The 21660-nt window shown below is 47.1% G+C and carries 23 protein-coding genes and 1 riboswitch; of the genes, 16 read left to right on the forward strand and 7 right to left on the reverse strand.

The features are described from left to right. Nucleotides 1-302: 302 nt before the first annotated feature. The 3 genes from A372_RS0106715 to A372_RS0106725 all read right to left on the reverse strand — a co-directional run bounded on the left by A372_RS0106715 (nucleotide 303) and on the right by A372_RS0106725 (nucleotide 3328). Nucleotides 303-1073, reverse strand: a complete 771-nt coding sequence (locus A372_RS0106715; protein WP_019420061.1) for a hypothetical protein — start codon at nucleotides 1071-1073, stop codon at nucleotides 303-305. A gap of 42 nt (nucleotides 1074-1115) precedes the next feature. After that, entirely contained in the window at nucleotides 1116-1838 is a 723-nt protein-coding gene (locus A372_RS0106720) for a hypothetical protein (protein WP_019420062.1), read from the reverse strand. Between the two features lie 215 nt (nucleotides 1839-2053). After that, nucleotides 2054-3328, reverse strand: a complete 1275-nt coding sequence (locus tag A372_RS0106725) for a hypothetical protein (RefSeq protein ID WP_019420063.1) — start codon at nucleotides 3326-3328, stop codon at nucleotides 2054-2056. A 157-nt stretch (nucleotides 3329-3485) separates the two neighbouring features. Between A372_RS0106725 and A372_RS0106730 the strand changes: the two genes are divergently transcribed. The 5 genes from A372_RS0106730 (at nucleotide 3486) to A372_RS0106755 (ending at nucleotide 7915) form a co-directional block, all read left to right on the forward strand. After that, nucleotides 3486-4811, forward strand: coding sequence for a DNA sulfur modification protein DndB (locus tag A372_RS0106730; RefSeq protein WP_019420064.1), 1326 nt, complete (start codon nucleotides 3486-3488; stop codon nucleotides 4809-4811). Between the two features lie 26 nt (nucleotides 4812-4837). Next, a complete protein-coding gene (locus A372_RS0106735) occupies nucleotides 4838-5815 on the forward strand; it encodes a phage lytic cycle repressor MrpR family protein (protein ID WP_019420065.1) in 978 nt (325 codons plus the stop codon). Nucleotides 5816-6007: 192 nt separating this feature from the next. Further along, nucleotides 6008-6445: a hypothetical protein gene (locus A372_RS0106740; protein WP_019420066.1), complete on the forward strand. Its 438-nt coding sequence runs from the start codon at nucleotides 6008-6010 to the stop codon at nucleotides 6443-6445. A 69-nt stretch (nucleotides 6446-6514) separates the two neighbouring features. Then, nucleotides 6515-6787 (forward strand): hypothetical protein, encoded by a 273-nt coding sequence (locus tag A372_RS0106745; protein ID WP_019420067.1) that lies wholly within the window; start codon nucleotides 6515-6517, stop codon nucleotides 6785-6787. Nucleotides 6788-7198: 411 nt separating this feature from the next. After that, complete coding sequence (locus A372_RS0106755; protein ID WP_019420069.1) at nucleotides 7199-7915, forward strand: transglycosylase SLT domain-containing protein; 717 nt, start codon at nucleotides 7199-7201, stop codon at nucleotides 7913-7915. 380 nt (nucleotides 7916-8295) lie between these two features. Here the strand turns inward: A372_RS0106755 and A372_RS0106760 are convergent, their stop codons facing one another. The 4 genes from A372_RS0106760 to A372_RS0106775 all read right to left on the reverse strand — a co-directional run bounded on the left by A372_RS0106760 (nucleotide 8296) and on the right by A372_RS0106775 (nucleotide 11821). Further along, nucleotides 8296-8832, reverse strand: a complete 537-nt coding sequence (locus A372_RS0106760) for a PepSY domain-containing protein (RefSeq protein WP_019420070.1) — start codon at nucleotides 8830-8832, stop codon at nucleotides 8296-8298. A 165-nt stretch (nucleotides 8833-8997) separates the two neighbouring features. Beyond that, nucleotides 8998-9750 carry a PepSY domain-containing protein gene (locus A372_RS0106765; protein WP_019420071.1) on the reverse strand — a complete coding sequence of 251 codons (753 nt, stop codon included), beginning with the start codon at nucleotides 9748-9750 and terminating at the stop codon, nucleotides 8998-9000. Between the two features lie 13 nt (nucleotides 9751-9763). Continuing rightward, nucleotides 9764-11119 carry a sensor histidine kinase gene (locus A372_RS0106770; protein WP_019420072.1) on the reverse strand — a complete coding sequence of 452 codons (1356 nt, stop codon included), beginning with the start codon at nucleotides 11117-11119 and terminating at the stop codon, nucleotides 9764-9766. Nucleotides 11120-11125: 6 nt separating this feature from the next. Continuing rightward, on the reverse strand, nucleotides 11126-11821 hold the full coding sequence (locus A372_RS0106775) for a response regulator transcription factor (RefSeq protein ID WP_019420073.1): 696 nt from the start codon (nucleotides 11819-11821) through the stop codon (nucleotides 11126-11128). Between the two features lie 179 nt (nucleotides 11822-12000). Next, nucleotides 12001-12158: riboswitch (FMN riboswitch) on the forward strand. A 318-nt stretch (nucleotides 12159-12476) separates the two neighbouring features. Here A372_RS0106775 and ribD point away from each other — a divergent pair. The 11 genes from ribD to A372_RS0106830 all read left to right on the forward strand — a co-directional run bounded on the left by ribD (nucleotide 12477) and on the right by A372_RS0106830 (nucleotide 21629). Beyond that, on the forward strand, nucleotides 12477-13646 hold the full coding sequence (ribD, locus tag A372_RS0106780; protein WP_019420074.1) for a bifunctional diaminohydroxyphosphoribosylaminopyrimidine deaminase/5-amino-6-(5-phosphoribosylamino)uracil reductase RibD: 1170 nt from the start codon (nucleotides 12477-12479) through the stop codon (nucleotides 13644-13646). Beyond that, nucleotides 13627-14304 carry a riboflavin synthase gene (gene ribE, locus A372_RS0106785; protein WP_019420075.1) on the forward strand — a complete coding sequence of 226 codons (678 nt, stop codon included), beginning with the start codon at nucleotides 13627-13629 and terminating at the stop codon, nucleotides 14302-14304. The genes ribD and ribE overlap by 20 nt, the downstream gene beginning before the upstream one ends. A gap of 19 nt (nucleotides 14305-14323) precedes the next feature. After that, on the forward strand, nucleotides 14324-15562 hold the full coding sequence (locus A372_RS0106790; protein ID WP_019420076.1) for a bifunctional 3,4-dihydroxy-2-butanone-4-phosphate synthase/GTP cyclohydrolase II: 1239 nt from the start codon (nucleotides 14324-14326) through the stop codon (nucleotides 15560-15562). A 64-nt stretch (nucleotides 15563-15626) separates the two neighbouring features. Further along, complete coding sequence (ribH, locus tag A372_RS0106795) at nucleotides 15627-16094, forward strand: 6,7-dimethyl-8-ribityllumazine synthase (protein ID WP_019420077.1); 468 nt, start codon at nucleotides 15627-15629, stop codon at nucleotides 16092-16094. A 62-nt stretch (nucleotides 16095-16156) separates the two neighbouring features. After that, nucleotides 16157-16954 carry a segregation and condensation protein A gene (locus tag A372_RS0106800; protein WP_019420078.1) on the forward strand — a complete coding sequence of 266 codons (798 nt, stop codon included), beginning with the start codon at nucleotides 16157-16159 and terminating at the stop codon, nucleotides 16952-16954. Continuing rightward, on the forward strand, nucleotides 16923-17540 hold the full coding sequence (gene scpB, locus A372_RS0106805; RefSeq protein ID WP_019420079.1) for an SMC-Scp complex subunit ScpB: 618 nt from the start codon (nucleotides 16923-16925) through the stop codon (nucleotides 17538-17540). The genes A372_RS0106800 and scpB overlap by 32 nt, the downstream gene beginning before the upstream one ends. A gap of 2 nt (nucleotides 17541-17542) precedes the next feature. Then, nucleotides 17543-18241 (forward strand): metal-dependent hydrolase, encoded by a 699-nt coding sequence (locus A372_RS0106810; RefSeq protein WP_019420080.1) that lies wholly within the window; start codon nucleotides 17543-17545, stop codon nucleotides 18239-18241. 162 nt (nucleotides 18242-18403) lie between these two features. Next, a complete protein-coding gene (locus A372_RS0106815) occupies nucleotides 18404-19081 on the forward strand; it encodes a DUF2953 domain-containing protein (RefSeq protein WP_019420081.1) in 678 nt (225 codons plus the stop codon). After that, nucleotides 19054-19509: a GerW family sporulation protein gene (ytfJ, locus tag A372_RS0106820; protein ID WP_019420082.1), complete on the forward strand. Its 456-nt coding sequence runs from the start codon at nucleotides 19054-19056 to the stop codon at nucleotides 19507-19509. The genes A372_RS0106815 and ytfJ overlap by 28 nt, the downstream gene beginning before the upstream one ends. 194 nt (nucleotides 19510-19703) lie before the next feature. Further along, the gene (locus A372_RS0106825) at nucleotides 19704-20945 is read left to right on the forward strand and encodes a D-alanyl-D-alanine carboxypeptidase family protein (RefSeq protein WP_019420083.1); all 1242 of its coding nucleotides are present in this window, start codon (nucleotides 19704-19706) and stop codon (nucleotides 20943-20945) included. Between the two features lie 27 nt (nucleotides 20946-20972). Then, nucleotides 20973-21629, forward strand: a complete 657-nt coding sequence (locus A372_RS0106830) for a nucleoside recognition domain-containing protein (RefSeq protein ID WP_026010936.1) — start codon at nucleotides 20973-20975, stop codon at nucleotides 21627-21629. Nucleotides 21630-21660 lie beyond the last annotated feature (31 nt).

A 21660-nucleotide genomic window follows, 5' to 3' on the forward strand; every position in this document is an offset into this window, starting at 1 on the left:
AGCATGGAGACCGCTTAAGATTAAGTTCCATTGGAATATGTCCAATGCGATTCATTGCTTTTGCACTTATTCCGGTGTATGCACAGAAAAATAGTCAAATCCATTGGATCAAATCCAATCAACAGGCCGCTTAGCCGCGCAAACCCAACTTTCTGCTGCACATTTTCCAGTGGAGCCGTCTCTTGGGCTGTTCCAGCAGTTCCACCTCTTTGGCGTTCCAGTGGAACCGCCTCTTAGGCATCTTCAGCGGGCCGCTTTTCAGGCCGCTTCAGTAGATCTGCCTCCTGAAGCCGCAGTGTCGATTAATCCTCGTAAATGACCATATCTGCCAGCGTGTCCACGCCATTTACCTTCGCAGGGAAAATATCAAACACGAGGGACAGCGAGCTTGGATCACCAGTAGGGCTCATCGTCAGGGTGAAGTTCGGCTGGAGCTTCGCCTTGTAATAAGTCATTTGCATCGGAACCATTTCGCCGCTCACTTCATCAGCATAGAGCGTATCGCCGACGATTTTCACATATTTCGGGAACGCCTTCGCGTTGAAGGACAATTTATGGGCAGTCGTCGCCTGAAATTGATAATATACTTCCACTTCTTGACCTACAGCCACAGTGGAAGTGTCAGCAAGCTTCACTTCGGCAGAGGTTACCGATGCCACGTCTTGAGGGGAGCCTGTAACGCCGTTAGTAAACTCGAATACGCTAACCGCTTTATTTCCGCCAACTGGAGTTTTGCTCAGCTTGATTTTCTTGCCGTTCGATCCGTCACTCTCAACCAGAACGATTTCACGCTTGTAGATGCTTTGCGGGCCGTTCGTAATTTCATCGCCTGCCAGCAAGGCGAGATGCTGCATCGTAAAGATTTGCGTTTCCAGCGTAAGCGTAGCGCCCTTATCGCCATTCCATGCAATTCGGCGCGGGTTGCCGCTTCCGCCGCGTGCGTATACCGTTTCACCCGTCCATTCATTTTGTGCGGATGTGGCGTAGTCCATATATAAGATCGGCGCGTTTGTTGCGTAATCAATAATTTGTGTGTCCAAAATTTCGCGGGAACCGTATTTTCCTAATGTCATAGTGTAAATCCTCCTAATATGTCTGTTTAATTTTAAAAAAAACTATAATTTGCTTTTAACAATCCATTCAGGCAATTGGTCATTTTCTTTCATGTAACCATTCGCCCAGACGGGCAGCATGCGGTTGTGGCTTTCCTTCAGACCGATTCGTTCGAACTGCTCGTACGCTTGATACACGGTCAGCTTGCCGACATTAAATACATTGATATCGTTGCCTTCTGCACTGCAGAGGATGGACAAAATGTCTTTCAGTTCTAAGGCATTTTGCTCCGCATCATTGTATTTCCTTCTGGCCCTTTTCAACTTCTCGAACATGATTTTAGCTTTATTATTTTTTGGTTTTAATTCAGCTTTAGCCTCACTGACCTGGCCATTCAGCTCTTGAATGACACGGGAACAGAAACGATAGTTATCTTTAGTAAGAAAAGGCCTGCCATCAACAACAAATTGCCGCGTTGCGCTATCGAACTGCACGTCATCCTTTGTAAAGAAGGATAGGGCTTTGCACAGATAGGCCCTCGTTGTCTCCTCATGCGTTAACAAATCATAGTCATCCGCAGATTCGATTATCGAATATCTGTCATCATCGATGCGAAACACATCTTTAAAAATTTTTTCTTTATCAAAAGAACAAAACAGCAGATAAATGTAATAGTTATGCTCGCCGACCTCGGCAATGTCATCAATTAGAGGAGAGTAGAGGCGGATTCCATGATCCAATGACACGGGTCTTCCGAGAAAAGCTGCTAGCCGGTTAATATGCATGTTGATCCCTCAATGAATGCTTATTATGTAGTGCATAGCTCATAAGTATCGTCTTTATACAATGAAGTTCATTGCGCACCACTCCGTTTATAATATTTTAATTATGTATATTTTACTTTTAATAATCAGATACGCCGCCTCTCTCATCCTCTCACTATATATAGAGGCATTGGAGGAAAAATGACCACTTTTTCATTTAAAAATTTTTCGGGTGTCTATAAGAGCCCCTTTTTACGCTTTGTTACGTATCTGTTATGCGACACGCAATAGGTTTTCGATATTTTATCAGCGATGCTCTGTACCATTCGTTTCACTTGTCGCATATTGGCTTTGTTGGAATAGGTCTGCTGCACATGTTCGGTGGCGCGTCTGATGATTTCCGTCTTCGGATTTATCGTAAAGGTCATCAGCTTACACCGCTTTTCATGATCGGTCAGCTTGTCATCCGTTAAAATATCATTGGTCTTCTCATGATGGATGTAGGACATATTCATCCGATACGACTCACTTTGCTGCAGCAGGATATTCAGAACATCTCTTTCCTTTGGCTTTAAGTTGGTAATTGCAGCTAATTCCTTAACCTCCCTTAGTATTTCATATAAGTCTTCATCAACACGGCCGACATATTTTGAGCTCAGTTCAAAATAATGCAGCAAAATACCTTGAATATGTTCTCCCTTTTTGAAATCAATTTTATTGTCGCTTACTGAAATATAATGGTCTTCGTCAAAATAACCGGTATCCTCATCCCATACATAGACAGAGGTGCCGCTCGATTCAAATGAAAAAACGCCGCGCAACTTTTCTCTAACAATAAACATTTCGTACTTTAATTCTCCAAGCAGCTTCCTCATTTTTCGTGCTTTGACATCGTTCAATGGCTGCTTATTGGTAGCTGCTGTAGCTGTTGCCTGCAGTTGTTTCTCTAAATGATGAATATTCAGCATGATTTGTTGGAGCGGCGCATACTTCTCGATATCTTTTTTTGAAACCTTTCTATCTTCCTGTTGTCTTTTCTCGGATTTTCGTTTGATTAACATCTCTTGAATGCTGTGCTCTTGGAGGGCCAGCTTCGATTCTGGAACGTTCTCAAATACGAGCGCTTCTCTATATTTATTTGTCGATTTTCTATGCTCAGATAGAGTGGGATATTCATTTTTTATATTATTGCACTTGCCAGAAAGCACATCTTGTTGGTGCAGCTCGTCCTGAAAATCCGTAAATAAAATATAGTCGGCTATTTTGGATAAGCACTCGGAAAATTCATCATTTTCACATAAAAAATCATTATTTGTTTTTATATGTCTGTTTGAGAACTGCTTGGTTTGAATGTAGCTATGGAGCCATGATTGGTTGCGCAACACCTCTTCACACCATGCGACGCGTTCATCGCCATACTGCAAGGAATAATCAAGCTGCTGAAATAGTTGATAGAGCAAATCTTTTAAGCCTTCGTTTTTGATATCATATGGTATATATTTCTCTTCCATGTTCAATCGCCTCCTGGAGTCGTTTCGTACAATCATTTTACAGCATAACTCCACGGAAAACAAACATATGTTCGCATTTGATGATATATAGTTCTCACTTATATGTGTGTATGCTATTATATCCACGAAGAGTGTGGACTTGAAAGGAGAAGGAATAATGACGGAGGAATTATTATTATTCGATACGTTGCCTTCCTTATTTGCGGACATTATTAAAAATAAAGAACAACAAAGAGAGATTGATAACCTATTAGTAGAGAGACATTGCTTTCCAAGAAGCTTGTTTATTGAAATGTTAGCGAATTATGAAGTCATTCATAGCTTGTCAGAGGAAGAATTATGTGTGCTTACCTTAGCTTTGTACGAAGTAACCGGCAATGAGCAGGCTGCTCCCGCCCATTTTTATAGTAAGAGAGAAATAGCGAAAGCGGCTAAATATGAACGTCAAAGCAAGGACGACATTACGTTGCCTTATACGATGGAAGGGGTAATCGCAGCCCCATCGGGAAGAGACTTTGTCACGATGCTGTCTTATCAGGAGATTCGACGGCTATGGAATTCCAAGGTGATTACGTACAATTTGCAAGCGCAACGATTGTCAAAGAATAAGCTGCTGAAGGACGGTACTATAACCGAAAAACCGGATATCAATTTGAAAAGTGTAAAAAATATTACACGCTTGATGCTTGAAGGGAAATATAAGGCGGATACCCTGCTTATCAATATATTAGTTGATGGACATGATCGCGTTGCATACGAAGCTGGCAGCTTAACCGTTTATGAAGGAACGACAGTCAATCTGATCGATGGGATGCACCGCGTTCAAGCGATATTGAACGTCCTTGAGGAAGAACCGGATTATGAAGGGATAATGAATGTAGCGATTAAATATTATCCGCTAAGCGAGGCACAATTTCTTCTTGGACAGATCAATACGGTCAATCGTTTTGACAAAACGCTAGTAAAGCATTATATGGCCGAGAGCATCGGTTCACAGGTCGCTAAAGATCTGATGCTGCTTCCGGAATTGAAAAAAAGAATATCTATTAAGACCTCAATCGATAAGAAGATGGATTACCTTACCAACTTTGCGGTCCTGTCTGAATCAATCGATCATATTTTCGAGCCTCAAAATAACAAAGACCGGTATGATATTACCGAAGTATTAAAGAAGTTTTTTGGCTACTTGATTCCCGCTTTTGAAGCAGAATTTGTAACCAATATGCAGGAAACGGCGAAAAAAAGCTGGATTAATCATCATAATACATTTGTCGGGTTTATCGTCGTAGCCAAAAAATTGTACGACACGTATGGAAAAGATTATCCGGTTGATGAAATTGTTCGTATAATTGGAAGCATCGATTTATCTCGTGATGGCTCGCCATTCGATGAGCTGATGACGACACAAGGAAAAGTAAATTCCAACAAAGTAAAGCGTCAGATTAAACAGTTTTTTGAGCAAAAAGTTGAGGAATTCATGTAAATCAAGCTTTCTGGGGGTGTGGAACAATGGCCAATATCGTTTATGAAAATAAGTTTTACAATGAAGAAGTGAAGCGCAGGTTCATGCAGGAGTACGCCGCAGGCACCCAAAAAATAATAGCCAGACTGTTTAAAGTGTCTCAGACGCTCGAAAATGATGTAAACAAGGATCTGTATGACTTTAATCGCGAACAACTAAGACGCTTATTTTATTTGTACTTGCCCAAGACAGTGTACTCAAGCCGAGCCAACGTGACATGGGTGTCAAAATATATAGATTGGGCGATAGACGAAGGTCTGGCACATGGTCTTAATCCATTAGATGGGGTAGCGAAAGAGTGGAAAGAGCAGTTTGTTATCAAAGGGATAAAGAAGTATTGGACGGATCAAGAAATCGATAAAATTATTTTAAAATGCGTCAATGCCCAGGATGCCGTCATCGTCAGCTTATTGTTCAACGGCGTCCGCGGCGTTGCGAATAGCGAGCTGCTGAATTTAAAGAGCGAAGATGTGGATGCAACGAGCAATCAGCTGACACTGTTAGACGATAAAGGCAACCGCAGAACGATTGCCGTCAGCGAGCAATGCATTGATTTATGTGTGAAAGCGCTGCGAGAAAGTGAATACGAAAAGAAAAACGGGAATCCAAGCATCGATATTAAAGCTCCAACAGCATGGTTGGTCGAAAATAATTATGTCATAAAATCTTCTCACACCAGAACAGAGCATTTTAATGAGGCCGAAAAAAATATTATTCACCGCAGACTATCTAACATTGCCAAAGAAATCAAGGAACCGAGCTTCACGCCAATGAATATTCGCTACTCGGGGATGCTGGCGATGGCCAACAATTTATACGCACAGTTCGAACGACTGGAACGAAGCGAATATAAGTTGATCATGAAGCAATTCAATGAAGAATCAGAACAGAGCGGTTATCGCATTCGAAATGAATTTTTGAATCTTCCTAAGCTTAGAGAGCTATATAAGTGTAATGAAAAGTAGGCGGAAAACAATATTGCCAAACTTATAGAGCAGCAAAAAACTATAAGATTATTTTAAAAAAATGTTGTGATAATAAACAGGTTGCTGTAATCCACCATCATAAACGCCCTTTATACTAGAAATATAGAGGTTGTTCAACAAGTTCCGTGGTCTTTTTGAACACACATATAACAGGCAGAGGGGGGTTCTTGAATGGCAGCATGTCCAATGGTAAAGGAAGAATGGGGAAGCAGGCGAGATTATTTTTTATTGTGGTTAATTGAAGCTTGCGGCCTATGTACGGAAGGAAGCACGTTTCGTGCAATAGAGGAAGCCGTCCAAGCTGAACAAGATGTTGACGATTGGCATCGTTTTTTTAGAGGAGATGTGGATGCGTTAGAGGAAGCTACAGACGATTATATTGGTTGGAAACGCAGTAACTATTCTGAAATTGAATTTATATATGATTATTATAAAAATCGCATAACCGCCTTGGAAAAGCTGTTCCGTAAAAAGTGTTCAAGCTGGGAATTAGTGAAGCTCGATCAAAAAATAGTTCGCGGTGAGTTGTCTGCTTCCAGAGTATACAACATCTGTATCCATGACGAATGGTATAATTCGCTAAGTAAAATAGTACGAGCAAAATGGTGAGAGGCTGACAGCAAGCTTCTTCCTGACATTATAAAAGTAAAATATGCATAAAATGAAGAGGTGATTCCTGTGGTCCCGAATTATGAGAAAACGATTAAGCGCGTATTGATTCCGCAATACAAATGGCATCAAGTGGAGGAGGAAGGACGCACCAAATTGGTCAAAACGAAAGAATTGCAGTCTGATGAATATGGAAGACCTAAGATTGGCGGAGTAGTCGAAGATCGGATGTTTCAATTTCAACATTTTTTATATGATTCTGAAAAGTATGGCGGGGCAGAAACAGATTATCAACGGAAAAAACAATATATGGCCCACTACGATTGGTCCAATCCTTCCTAGTGGAGTTGAACCGATGAATCATACCTATGTCGATCCGAACGAGACTGCGTTCTTCATGTCACTAGATTCGGAACAAACGTTAGCGTTATACCAATTGGTTTGCATGTGCTTCGAAAAGGCACATCATATGCAATCGGATTTTGTATTAACAACGTCCGAATACAAATTGCTGGGCTCTCTATTAGCCAGAATGGAACACGCTGATTTTCCAGTCGTTCCACTTCGAAACTGCAAATATATGTATTGAAAACGGATGAGAATCCATGGAAATTTGCTGTAATAACTGTGGTAATTGATGTAAAGGCGTGTTTTATGCGCGATTATATGGTTTAATGTAAAGATGTGTTCGGCAGAATCTCCTCTGAATGGACAAGCCTGATATATTCTGGAGAACATGATAAGGAGTTGGATATGGCTAAAATAGTTCTCTCTATCTTGAGCGCATTGGTGTTGATTACTCCCCCGGCTCGGGAAGAAACGAACAAGGTAGCGCTGTTGTTGGAAAAATGGAGGGCAAGCAAAGCAATTGTCGTCGATATTTCACGTTCGTTTATTAAGGACAGATCTGCAGTCGTGCAAGCTAGCGAGGGGGTCAAGGCGGAACAGATAAAAACAAAAGAAGTATCCGTCCTCGGAGTGAGCGATAACCGTCGTCCGAATATCCCATCCGTCACATTGTCCGATAAAGTTCTGGATATCATCTGGAAGGAAACGAGCGCGGAAGGTATTAACTATTACACGTTCCTGGCGCTCATCAAAGCGGAAAGCAACTTTGACGCCGAAACCGTCTATCATAACGATAACGGTACGACCGATTACGGCTTGGTGCAGATGAATTCACGGAACATCGGCAGATTGGCGAAGGAAATTCACGTCAGCAATCTGGACGTATTCAATCCGGACCACAATATCCGGCTTGGCATTGAAGAGCTGATTGAATGCAGGGAATACTGGGAAGACACGTATCAGGGCGAAAAGCTGGAGAAAGCGATGCTGCTCGCATATAATCGCGGCCGGGCAGGATCAGAGCGATGGATCAACAATAAAGGCACGATCGACAGCTCTTATACGAAAAAAGTGATGAAGTATAAGAAACATTTTGAACGGGAAGCAGCAAAGCACTCGTAGTCAGAGCAACATGGATTACTAGGGATTAAAAGATGAGCCGTACTGGTGTCAACGATTACCGTAATGGGAAAGAGGCAAGCAGCGAGCGCAAAAGCTCACTTGATAACAATCGTACTTATTATTGAAGTTTACTATGAAGCACTTATGAAGCATTCTATTAACTCCGAATATATATCCTCCCATTCTCATTACGCCTCTTATTAATATGTATTACGAGAGCTCGATAAATCCCGTGCGCAACCCTGTCAGAGATGCACCTTTTAGAACGGCAGCAGGAACATCTCGGTATCCGCTCCGTTCCGAAAGGTGTATTTTCGCAATGCATCATTCTAAGGGAGAGGCAGTTAGCCCCTCCCTTAGAATAATAAAGATTCCCTGTTTTAATCGTCCCATTCGACTTTCAATACATTTCCTGTTGTTGCAGAGACATCGACTTGGGCTTCCTTTCCCTTGCCTGTCCGTATATCCACCTCGTATACATAGCTGCCGTCATCCTCATCCAGATCGACTTCCTTCACGATTCCGGCTACCTCGGCAAGAGCTATCCGTTTTGCCTGCTCCTTGTTGATTTTCACTTGGGTACCGTTAGGTCTAGAATTGGAATCAGCATGATTCTCATGGTCGTCGTCATCGTGGTGCTGCCACACCTTTCCAGATACGGCATCCACGTAAACGTCAGTCTTATCGTTGTCATAATCGAATTGGTAGACGAGCCGTCCGTCCTTTATTTCAAGCTCGATTTCTTCAATAGTGCCTGCATATGCTTGCAGGGCAAGCTTCTTCGCTTGATCTTTGCTTATTTTCACCTGATGCTGTGATTGGCTTCCGTCTTTGGCGCTCCACGGTTGGGCCGTAACGGCAGCTGCTCCTCCCAACGTCAATGCTCCAGCCAATGATAGGATAATGATCTTTTTCATGTTTGTGACCTCCTAATTTGGTTTAACTTAGCTCCATCATAGGACGTCAACATGAGAAGAACACGATAACAAGATTAAAATTTGATGAGAGACAAGTTGATGCGATGTCGAATAACCTCACGGGATGCTTCGTGATCAAAAGGGAGATTTTTGAACAATCTCAAGCTAGTCCTCCCATGAGATGGACAGCACCTCTCCTGTATAAGCATGAACCTCTATCTTTACCTCCTCTTTTTTATCCGTAATGATTTCCACTTCGAAGAGAAGGGTATCGTCGTCGTCCTCCAGCTCAACCGAGTGCACTGTGCCTTTCACTTTAGCGAGCGCGATTTTTTTGGCTTGTTCGGCGCTAATTTTCGGCTGTAATGTTGGCTTGTCTTCTGACGTGCCGTCAGCATCTTCGACTTCTGACATATACACGACGTCACCGGTGTCCGCACTCACTTCGACGATCGCTTTGCCGTGATTTTTGGTTTGGATAGTGACCACATATACTTCCGTGCCGTTGCGCTTGCTCTTTTTCACTTCCGTCACGTCACCTTGTGACTTCGAGAGCGCAATGCGCTTCGCCTGTTCGTCCGTCACAACCGGCTTAGGAGCGACATCGGGAGCCGGAGTGTTATCAGGGGCATTGCTGCGGGACGCTGCCACATGAACAATATTTCCTGTCACCGCATCGGCCTGAATGTCGTAGGCACCATTCGACGACTTCAAAAGCATTGTATATACAGCGTGTCCTTTGCCGTCGCTCAATTCCAGCTTCGTCACTTTTCCGGGGTAGACGGCTTCGACCTTTGTCTTGATCTCTTGTTCGGACAACAAAGATGGCCGCTGATTAAATACTAGGCAGGCTATCCCCGCAATCAAGAGGATGGCTGCGATGACACCGCCGAATGCAATGCGCTTGTTTCGATTCATTTTAGTAACCACCTCATCGCAGTGTCTTCACAGGAATCCTTACCATGAAGCTTGTTCCTGCGCCTTCTATGCTGTTCACGTCAATCGTTCCTGCATGGGCGTCGACGATTTGCTTCGCAATCGATAAGCCTAGTCCTGTGCCGCCGGTTTCCCGACTGCGGGCTTTGTCCACCCGGTAGAACCGATCGAAGATGTGCGGAATATCTTCTTGTGGAATGCCAATCCCGCGGTCATTGACGCTGAAAAACGCACCAGCATCATCGCAGCCCATGTGCAGCTCGATAGGGGACGTGCTGTATTTCAACGCGTTATCAAGCAGGATGAACATCAATTGCTTCATCATCTGTTCATCGACGAAGGCACCTACCTCGCGCTCTTCACTGTGCAACGTAATCGGACGGTCATGCACCGCCTGTATCAGCCTAACCACATCTTCGCCAAGCTGCAGCAAATCCGCCTGTGACAACTCAACGGCCTGTTCCATATCATGTCGGGCAAGCGAGAGCAGTTGGTTCGCCATCTCCTTCATCCGGACGGATTCGGAGTAGATCGCCTCGACGGACTCTTCCAGCACCTCTGGCTTGTTCATTCCCCAACGCTTCAGCATACGCGCATAGCTCTCGATGACGGTGAGCGGGGTCTTCAACTCGTGGGAGGCGTCAGAGACGAACTGCTGCTGCTTCTCGAAGTTGTTCTTCAAAATGTCAATCATGCTGTTGAACGTGTTGCCCAATTGAACCAGTTCATCGTTTGCGCTGCCGGTGAGCTCAAGCTTTTTGAAAATTCCGTTGCGTCGAATTTCTGACATGGTCGCATTTAAAGAGTGTATCGGACGCAAGATGACATTGCTAAGCATTTTACCGGCAATAAAGGAAGGGATGAGCACGACGAGCGATGCGGCAAATAAGACGGCGAGCAGCAGCTTCATATTTTGTTGGGCCGATGCCAGGCTTTCCGTCACTTCCAGAGCGGCGATGCTGCCGTCTCTCCAAATGATCGGGAAATACGACTTTGCGATGAGAGTGCCCTTCAATTTGGACAACTCTGTCGTTTGCGCGCTCTTATAGGCCGGAGCAATGCCCGCGAATTCCGGCTCCTTCGTCACCGTCACGATAGAACGCCCATCCTCCTTAATGACGCGAATCATGCCAGACGATGGCAAGTACGCGCGCAGCAATTCGGCAGCCGGGATTGCAAGCTCGGAAGGCTTCATGGCTTCGGCGATGCTCTGGGTGCGCATTGCAATCCGATCCAGCTCTTCATTCGTTATCATGCGATTGAAAAGGAAATAGATAGACGTGTTAATAATAAGGACGATGAATAGCAGTCCGACCGTCGAGAACAACTGAATCTTGTGTTTGAGATTCATTGGAAGCTACTCCTTCAGCACATATCCCACGCCTCGCACGGTATGAATGAGCGGGGGAGTATAATCATAATCCATTTTTTTGCGCAAATATCGGATATACACGTCCACCACGTTCGTATCGCCCACGAAATCGTATCCCCACACATTGCTCAAAATTTGTTCCCGGTTTAACACTTGGTTGGCATGCATCATCAGGAACTTGAGCAGATCGAATTCGCGTGCCGTCAGCTCGATGGGGACGAGATGACGTGTAACTGTGCGGGATTTCTCATCCAGCGCAAGATCGGCAATTTCCAGCAAACCTTCATTCCCTTCGTTGCCTCGCTGCAGCTGTTGCCGAATGCGAAGACACGCCCGGATTCGAGCAAGCAGCTCCTCAATCTGGAACGGCTTCGTAATATAATCGTTCGCGCCCATGTCGAGACCGCTAACTTTGTCCGGAACGGAGTCCCTTGCCGTCAGCAGAATGACCGGCGTCATATCTTCAGCTGCCCGAATGCGGCGCAGCACCTCAAGACCGTTGAGGCCAGGCAGCATCACATCCAGCAGAACGAGATCCCATTGCTGCTCATTATATTTTCGAAGTCCCTCGGTGCCGGAATGTTCGATGTCCGCCGTGTAGCCTTCATACTCCAGCTCCAGCTTGATCACGCGTGCTATCTTTACATCGTCTTCAATAATTAAGATGTGTCCATTGTTCATCGTTGCATCTCCCGGAATTTATCGTATGGGTCTATATTGTGCCGCTTCGGCAAAACGTGCTGTAATTAAGGATATCCCGTTATCGTGTCATGTTCAACATGAGCGGGGATGCCCGGTTGCATTTTTCAGCGACTAATGATAAACTTCTATTCGCAAGGCTTTATCATTCATATATTTTGACTTACCTTCAGGGCAGGGTGTAATTCCCGACCGGCGGTGATGGGCGATGACCGAATCTCGGCAAGTCCTCAGTCCGTGACCCGGGCGAGCAAGTTCGCACGGTGGATCTGGTGCAATTCCGGAGCCGACAGTATAGTCTGGATGGGAGAAGGGGCGTCAGGAGAAGGACCTTTTTTTGGTTCTTTATAGTTCTTTTTTTCACAATGCGAAGTACACACGAAGCTGTGTGCAACGTTTATATTGGCGTATGATACTTTTTCAGCTGTTGTTCAAAAAGGACCTTTTTGAATACGCGTTTTTAGAATTTTCTGAAAAAGTGTTATTTTTACTGCCGATTTTTACTTTGCGCTAATTGTGAAATGAAGTACATACCTGTAAGCTCATATGCTCTAGCCCTTCGGAGGAACCGAAGGGCTTTTTTTGTTCCCGAATAACCCGATCAGGGAAGAATTGCAGGAAAGGAGGATTGAAATCGGTGCACGATGTCATAAATGATGAATTCTACATGCAGCTGGCGCTCGACATGGCGGAACGGGCGGTGGGGCAAACGGAGATTAACCCTGCGGTCGGATGTGTGATTGTGCGTGAAGGCCGCGTAGTCGGACTTGGCGCCCATCTGAAGCGCGGTGAAGGCCATGCAGAGGTGCATGCGCTGCATATGGCGGGAGATTCGGCCCTAGGCGCAACCGCTTATGTGACGCTTGAGCCATGCAGTCACTATGGGAAAACGCCTCCCTGCAGCTTGCGTTTGGTGGAGTCTGGCGTATGCCGCGTCGTCGTTGCGTGCCAAGATCCGAATCCGGCCGTAGCGGGGAACGGTATTTCACTGTTGCGCGCTAACGGCATCGAGGTTACCGTGGGGGTGCTGGAGGAACGGGGGCGCGAGCTAATTGAAATGTTCGCCAAATATATTACGACACGTCTCCCGTACGTCACGCTTAAAACAGCCAGCACGCTCGATGGCAAAATTGCGACGTCTGCCGGAGACAGTAAATGGATATCCAATGCGGAAGCGCGCGAGCGGGTGCATGCAATGCGTCATCGTCACCAAGCCATCATGGTCGGCAGCGGAACGGTGCTGGCAGACAATCCATCGCTCACGACTCGCCTCGCTGTTGCAGGCTTGCATCCGATGCGCCTCATTGTAGATTCCAAGCTGCGCCTCCCGATAGATGCCAAGGTGGTGACGGACGGTCTCGCACCAACGGTTATTTTTACGACCTCGCACGCAGATGAAGTGAAGCGGATTGCTTTACAGAAGCTTGGAGCCGAGGTAATTACGGCAGGAGACGGCGAACATGTAGATTTGCGGCAAATGATGACATGGTGCGGCCAGCACGAGATTGGCTCCGTCCTTCTCGAAGGCGGAGGCCAACTGAACGGAGCGATGCTGGAAGCCGGTCTCATCGACAAAGTCATCTTGTTCTATGCGCCGATTATTGCAGGCGGCAGCCTCGCGCCGGGAAACTTCTCTTTTGCCGGTGTCGAACGCATGCAGGATGCGTATCGGCTGCAGCAAGTAAAAGTAGAAACGCTAGGAGATAATATTTGCATTAGCGGCTATCCATACGGGAAATCTTCTGAAAATGGGGGAGCTTCAGAATACGATAAGGAGGTAGAGGACGATGTTCACGGGACTTGTTGAAGAGATAGGAAAGCTTCAGTCCGTGACCAAGCGCGGTGAGGCGATGGTGTTGCACATTCAAGCGGCCAGCGTGCTTGAGGGCATGAAGATAGGAGACAGCATCGCCATCAACGGTGTCTGTCTGACGGCTACCTCCTTCAACCGTTCATCGTTTGCGGCGGATGTGATGCCGCAAACATTTCGGCATACGAATCTGAAAGATTTGCGTCCGGGCGACCCTGTTAATTTGGAGCGGGCAATGGCAGCAGACGGTCGCTTTGGCGGTCACATTGTGCAGGGACACGTAGATGGGATGGCCACCATTGTGAGCCGGACGCCGGAGCATAATGCGGTCGTGTTCGAATTCAGAGCGGCACGGCCTGACATGGCGAAATATATGATCCCGAAAGGTTCAATTACGATAGACGGCATTAGCCTGACGATCATTCATACTGATCAAGGCGAGTTCGCCGTATCCATTATTCCGCACACGCTGGCGGAGACGGCGCTCTTTTTCAAACAGCCTGGCGATACGGTGAATATTGAATGCGACGTACTTGGCAAATATGTCGAGCATTTGCTTAACTATCGTATATCCGCCGTGGAAGACAAGCAGAACAGCACGGCAAAGTCAAGTTCGCTGAGCGCTGCTTTTTTGGCAGAGCACGGCTTCATGTAACCGATAAGGGGGAAATTCCATGAATGAAATCATTCACTTTGATTCGATAGAAGATGCAATCTACGATTTGATGCAAGGCAAAGTGATCGTAGTCGTAGACGACGAGGATCGCGAAAACGAAGGTGATTTTCTCGCGCTTGCGGATAAAGCGACTCCGGAAGTCATCAACTTCATGATTACGGAAGGACGGGGGCTTGTGTGCGTTCCAATTACAGCGGAACGTGCCGAAGAGCTCGAACTGCCGCCTATGGTTACACACAACACCGACAACCACGGCACCGCATTCACCGTATCTATCGACCATGTGGACACGGCGACGGGGATATCGGCCCATGAGCGTTCACTCACGATTCTGAAGATGCTCGATCCGGCAGCTAAGGCGCATGACTTCCGCCGTCCCGGCCATATCTTTCCGCTGATCGCGAAGTCGGGCGGCGTGCTCCGTCGTGCGGGACACACCGAAGCGGCGGTCGATCTGGCCCGTATGTGCGGTGCCAGTCCTGCTGGAGTCATCTGCGAAGTCATTAAAGAAGATGGAACGATGGCTCGTCTGCCGGATTTGATGGAACTAAAGGAAAAGCATGGTTTAAAGCTCATTTGCATCAAGGACCTTATTCATTACCGCAATGAGAAGGAACATCTGGTGCGTCGCGAAGTAGAAGTGAACATGCCGACCGACTTCGGCACATTCAAGGCGATTGCGTATACGAACGAAGTCGACAACAAAGAACACGTTGCTCTCGTGAAGGGTCACATCGACGGTACGAGTCCCGTGCTCGTCCGCGTTCATTCCGAATGCTTGACGGGTGACGTCTTCCATTCTCACCGCTGCGATTGCGGGCCTCAGTTCGCTGCCGCCTTGCAGAAGATAGAGGCAGAGGGAACGGGAGTGCTGCTCTATATGCGTCAAGAGGGTCGCGGTATCGGACTGGTTAATAAGCTTAAAGCCTATAAGCTGCAAGAGCAGGGCTTGGATACGGTCGATGCGAATCTGAAGCTGGGCTTTCCTCCGGATTTGCGCGATTATGGCATCGGTGCGCAAATACTGAAAGATATCGGTGTGCGTGAAATCCGGCTTATGACCAACAACCCGCGCAAAATTAAAGGGCTCGAAGGGTACGGGCTTGAAGTGGTTGAACGTGTTCCGATTCAAATGGAAGAAAATGAGGACAACACGCGCTACTTGCACACGAAAGCCGATAAAATGGGCCATATGCTGAAATTTGATTCGATTGAACAGAACGAACACAACCAATGACAGGCGCATTTCATTTGCACGCAACCTGCAATTTAAAACTCAAACTCAATGGGAGGTTTCACCTATGCCACATATATTTGAAGGACATTTAGTATCCGATGGATTGAAATATGGGATTGTTGCCGGACGTTTTAACGAGTTTATTGTAAGCAAACTTGTATCTGGCGCGCTTGATGCTTTGAAGCGGCACGGTGTCAAGGATGATGAAATCGATGTAGCCTGGGTGCCGGGAGCATTTGAAATTCCTTTAATTGCTCAAAAAATGGCAGAAAGCGGCAAATATGATGCCGTCATTACGCTCGGTGCGGTTATTCGAGGATCCACTCCACATTTTGACTATGTATGCAGTGAAGCTGCTAAAGGCGTAGCGCAAGTGAATATGAAGACAGGCGTACCGACCATCTTCGGTGTGCTGACTACCGACTCCATTGAACAAGCAATTGAGCGTGCTGGAACGAAAGCCGGCAACAAAGGGTGGGAAGCGGCTGCTACCGCGATTGAGATGGCAAACTTGACGAATCAGTTAAAATAGTGCTTATTTAATGTAGTGCCCTTTTTGGGCGCTACATTTGTTTTTCACGGGAGGTTCACGGGGTGTCCGTAGTAACGTATAAATTGGATTTGTTCGAAGGGCCGCTCGATTTGCTCCTGCATCTTATCGATAAAGCGGAAATTAATATTCAAGACATATCTATTAGCGAAATTACTGATCAATATATGGATTATTTGCACAATATGCACGAGCTCGAGCTTGAAATTACGAGCGAGTTCCTCGTTATGGCGGCAACCTTATTATCGATGAAGTCACAGCAACTGCTCCCTAAACCTCCGGTGATGGACTGGGAAGATGATTTTGTGGATTACGATGATGATGATATGGATCCGCGTTCGGAATTGATTCGCAAGCTGATTGAATATCGCAAATACAAAGGCATCGCCGAGCATCTGCGCGAACGCGAGACTGAACGCAGCTTGATCTTTACGAAGGAGCCGGAAGATTTATCGCCGTACATGCCGACAGCTCAGGAAAATCCGGTGGAGGGGCTGCATGTGACGGATTTGATCGCCGCTTTCCAGAAGGCGCTCCGCAAGGCGGCAAGACGTACTCAGGTGGCGACCATCCACCGGGATGAAATATCGGTGAAGGACCGGATTCAAGATATTGTACGGGCGCTGCGCCCGGTCGGCAACGGCGGCAAGACGATGTTCTCCAAGCTGTTGAGCGAACAAATGTCGCGGCATGAGATCGTGGTTACGTTTCTCGCTCTGCTTGAATTAATGAAGATGAAGCAAATACAATGCTATCAAGACCAATTATTCGAAGATATCGTGATTCAATGGAACGGTGAGGTGGAAACGGATGGACTTTCAGATGTTGAAGTCGATTATTGAAGGTCTTCTGTTTATGGCGGGAGATGAAGGGTTAAATAATAAGCAACTGGCAGAGATTACGGAACAGCGTCAGGAGATTGTGCAAGAAGCTATCAACGATTTGCAGGCAGAGATGGAGCGGGCCAAGCGCGGCATCCAAATCGTCGCCATAGCAGGTATGTATCAACTGGCTACATTGCCTGATCATGCGCCGTATTTTGAACGCATGGCATATTCGCCTTCTCGTTCATCCTTGTCCCAGGCGGCGCTAGAGACACTATCCATCGTGGCTTATCGCCAGCCGATTACCCGGGTGGAAATCGAGGAAGTCCGCGGTGTGAAATCGGATCGGGCGATACAGACGCTCGTCAATAAAGATTTAATAGAGGAAGTCGGACGGGCAGAAGCCATCGGTCGCCCCATTCTGTATGGAACGACTAAATCTTTTTTGGATTATTTTGGTCTGTCAGCGATTCAGGAATTGCCTGAAGCTTCTTTATTTGAAAAAACAGATGGATTAGAGGAGGAAACACAGCTTCTGTTCGAGAAATTAGAAGGACGTCAGCTGACGATAGAGGATGTGAATGAAACTGAAGGAGGAAAATAACGATGCGAATTCAATTTCACGGCCATTCCTGCATTCAATTGGAGACCGAACATCACCGTTTACTCATTGACCCTTACCTGACCGGCAATCCGGTCGCGACCGCCAAGCCCGCGGACATCGCTGTCGACTATGTGCTGTTGACACACGGGCACGGAGATCACATTGCCGACGCTGCCGCCATTGCGAAGCAGAATGATGCGACTATACTTGCCGTGGTAGAACTGGCAGAGTACATGGAACGGCAAGGCGCGAGAGCAGTCGGTATGAACTTGGGTGGATCCTGCACCTTTAATTTTGGCATGATTAAATGGGTGCCAGCACTGCACAGCTCTTCGTATACAGTGAATGGAGAAGCCATTTATTTGGGAAACCCCGCTGGGATCGTGCTGCAAATGGACGGCCTGACATTGTATCACGCTGGCGATACGGCACTGTTCAGCGACATGAAGCTGATTGGTGAACGTTTCAAACCGGATATTGCCTTTTTGCCTATCGGGAGCTTCTTCACGATGGATCCAGAAGACGCGCTGCTTGCCGCCCAATGGGTACAAGCCAAAGTCGTCGTTCCGATTCATTACAATACATTTCCTCCTATTGAACAGGATGCTTCGGCATACATATCCAGATTGAAATTAATCGGCATTCATGGCGTTGAGCTTCAACCAGGTGAATCCTTAGAGACGTCCGATTTAAACTTATAGTGGGCTAGCGTTTGAGCGGGTAAGAGCCTGTCTGTCAAAGATGTTCATCGTCTTTGACAGACAGGCTCTTTATCATGTAATGGATGAATCTTGAATCCTGAAAGTATGCTCAGTTGGTTGAAAGGCCATAATACGGTTAGTTCAGGAATTGGGGGGAGGCATATGATCATAGGAGCAGTAGTTATCATCGTGCTTCTTCTATTGTTGGTCTATATACTTGCCTCGTCTGTCGAGTGTAAGATTGTCATCCATAAGTCAGGCGAGTATGAGCGTATTGCCATATTTATTCGACTCTTCTTTGGACGGATTCGATGGCGGTATGAATGGCGCTCGATCCGCTTTGTCGATTGGGATGAAGGCTTTAAGATACGGGTTAATAAGAAAGACAATGTAGGAACCGGCCATGCTCGCAAAAAGAAGGGTCGCATCAATAAGCGGATAATCCATCACTATGCAGAGAATATGAGTTTGCTTCTCCATCATACACGAGATTTGATGGAGTGGATCGGTGAAACGCTGGATAAAGTACAGTGCAATTCGTTGATATGGGATACGGAAATCGGTCTGCGCAATCCCGCGACGACAGGGATCGTGACAGGTGCTTCTTGGTCTGCAAAAAGCTTGTTTGTCGGATTTCTGACGAGGCATATCCGTTTCTATCGCAATCCCGAGCTGGATGTAATCCCACACTATAACTATCCGTTTTTTTCCACAAGACTTGTTTGTATAACCAAAATTCGCACCGCGCACGCTATAAGTGTCGTTCTTAAGTTAATCATCCGCATCGTTCGCGCAGAAGGAGGAGTCAGAACATGGCGGAACATCCTATCGAAGGCTTAATGCACGCCGCGTTTGAGAATATTAAAGCGATGGTGGATGTCAACGCAATTGTTGGCGATCCGGTGCAAACACCGGACGGAAGCGTAATACTTCCGATTAGTCGAGTTGCATTTGGATTTGCTGCAGGCGGAAGCGACTTTCGCACCGAAGAGAGAGAACGTCAGCAGGGAGAGTCCGGGGCACAACAGCATCCGTCAGCTGCCAAGCCCTTTGGAGGCGGGAGTGGGGGCGGTGTATACATTACGCCTATCGCTTTTTTAGTCGTCGGTCAGCAAGGAATTAATGTGGTGTCGCTCGATAATCAAACGCATCTGTTGGAAAAAATTATTGACGTCACGCCAAAAGTGTTGGATCGCATAGAGGCAATGATGAGCCGCGCGCCATCCAAATCGAAACCTGTGTCAGGTGAAGATATTATTTTGCCGTAGAAGAATGACGCAAAGGTTGGCGTCAAGTTCACTGTCCTTCGGAAAATGCCGTTCCCGCAATGGCCGCGAAGGAGACAGTGAGCTTGGCGCCTTATTGCATTAGCCCGTTGCAAGCAAAGAAATTGGACATACCTGGTCTCGCGTAAGCATACATATGAAACAACTTGACCGGTACGAATGTGAAGGAGGAACTTATGAACAGATTTCCATACGTGGGACAAGTTGCGAAATTGCTCCTCATCAGTATGGTGCTGATGGGAATGGGGGCCGTAGAAGTGTTCGGACAACCCGCTTCGCCGAACGATACGGAAGCGACTATCCAGACGACGAAGCCAGTTCCGTCCGGTCAGAAGCCTGCACGCATTTCACTGCCATCCACGAATGCTAAGGCTGCGGCATTAATCGATGTCAAGACAGGCCGATTGCTGTATAGCCATAACGGTGACGCGATGCTGCCAATGGCAAGCACCACCAAGATTATGACGGCGATCGTGGCGATTGAACATGGGCGTCTCAGTGACAAAGTGAAGGTTAGCGGAAAGGCGTTCGGAAAAGAAGGCTCCTCGATATATTTAAGGCTTGGCGAAGAGATGAGTCTGAACCATCTGTTGTACGGATTAATGCTGCGCTCGGGCAATGATGCAGCGGTTGCGATCGCGGAACATGTGGGCGGGTCAGAGGAAGGGTTCGTTTATATGATGAATGAGAAAGCCAAGATGCTTGGGTTAGAGCACACGCAATTCCGCAACCCGCACGGACTCGATGCAGAAGGACATTACACAACGGCTAATGAGCTCGCCCAATTATCCGCCTACGCGCTTCATAACAGCATCTTTCGTGATATCGTGCGCACTCAGGTGAAGATGGCCCCGAATCCGTATGAGAAGTGGGATTACAAATGGATGAACAAGAACAAAATGCTTCGCTTGTATGAGGGGGCGGACGGTGTGAAGACGGGATATACGTCAGATGCTTTGCGCTGTCTTGTCAGCTCAGCCACGCGAGACGGACAGCAATTGGTGGCGGTCACCTTGAATGATTCGAGCGATTGGGTAGACCACTCACGGCTGCTTAATTATGGCTTCCAAGCGTTTCCGATGACGTCGTTGGTGGAAAAGGGGCAGGAAATTGAAGGATATCCCTTGCAAACATCAAGTGAGGTTGCTTATCCGATAAGTGCAGGAGAGCGAGAGCGCATTGTGACGGCTGTGAGCATTCTGGACAAGAACAGTCTGGATGCTCGTTTAGGTCACCGCGGACGGCTCATAGTGAAGCTGGATGACAACGTGATCGCAACGGTTCCGTTAACGGATTCCAATGCCTCCGCCTCCTCGCCTGCGTCGTCCATGCCATCTTATGAAGGACAGGCTGCTACGCTTGTGGGCAAGTGGTTCGCAAAAATGCGCTATGTGGTTGGTTCACTATTCGGCGCATAATCTCATCTTCAATAGGAGGCGGAAACGATTGTAAATGCCATTTGGATGTTTATGCTGCTAGTCGGCTTTATCGCGGCTGCTGCTCAAGGCCGTATTGAGGCGGTCACAGAGGCAGTGTTCGACGGTGCAAAAACGGGGGTGACCGTCAGCTTCGGTCTGATTAGCGTCATGGTGTTCTGGCTTGGTATGATGCGCATCGCGGAAGACGCAGGATTATTGAAGCGTTTGGCCAAGGCGCTTGGGCCTATCGTGCGGTATTTGTTCCCAGATGTGCCGCGGAACCATCCGGCCTTAGGCTTCATCATGTCGAACATGAGCGCGAACCTGTTAGGTCTTGGCAATGCTGCCACTCCGATGGGGATTCGCGCCATGCAGGAGCTGCAGAAATTAAATCCGAGCAAAGACACGGCGAGTCCTGCCATGTGCACCTTGCTGGCCATTAATACGTCAAGCATTACGCTTATTCCGACGACCTTGATTGCGATTCGGATGAATTTCGGCTCGGAGAACCCAGCGGAAATTGTCGGCACGACCTTGCTGGCCACGATTGTCGCCACGTGTGCGGCCATTGCGGCGGATCGATGGTATCGACGGCGCAGCAATGCACCGCCAGGAATGACGACACGCCGCAAATCTGGACTGTCGGCACAAGCCAGCGTGGAGTTGCCTCCAGTGCCGGATTAATGATATGACGCACGGTCGAATGACGGCATGC

The sequence above is a fragment of the Paenibacillus sp. OSY-SE genome, assembly GCF_000283315.1.
Lineage (GTDB): Bacteria > Bacillota > Bacilli > Paenibacillales > Paenibacillaceae > Paenibacillus_B > Paenibacillus_B profundus.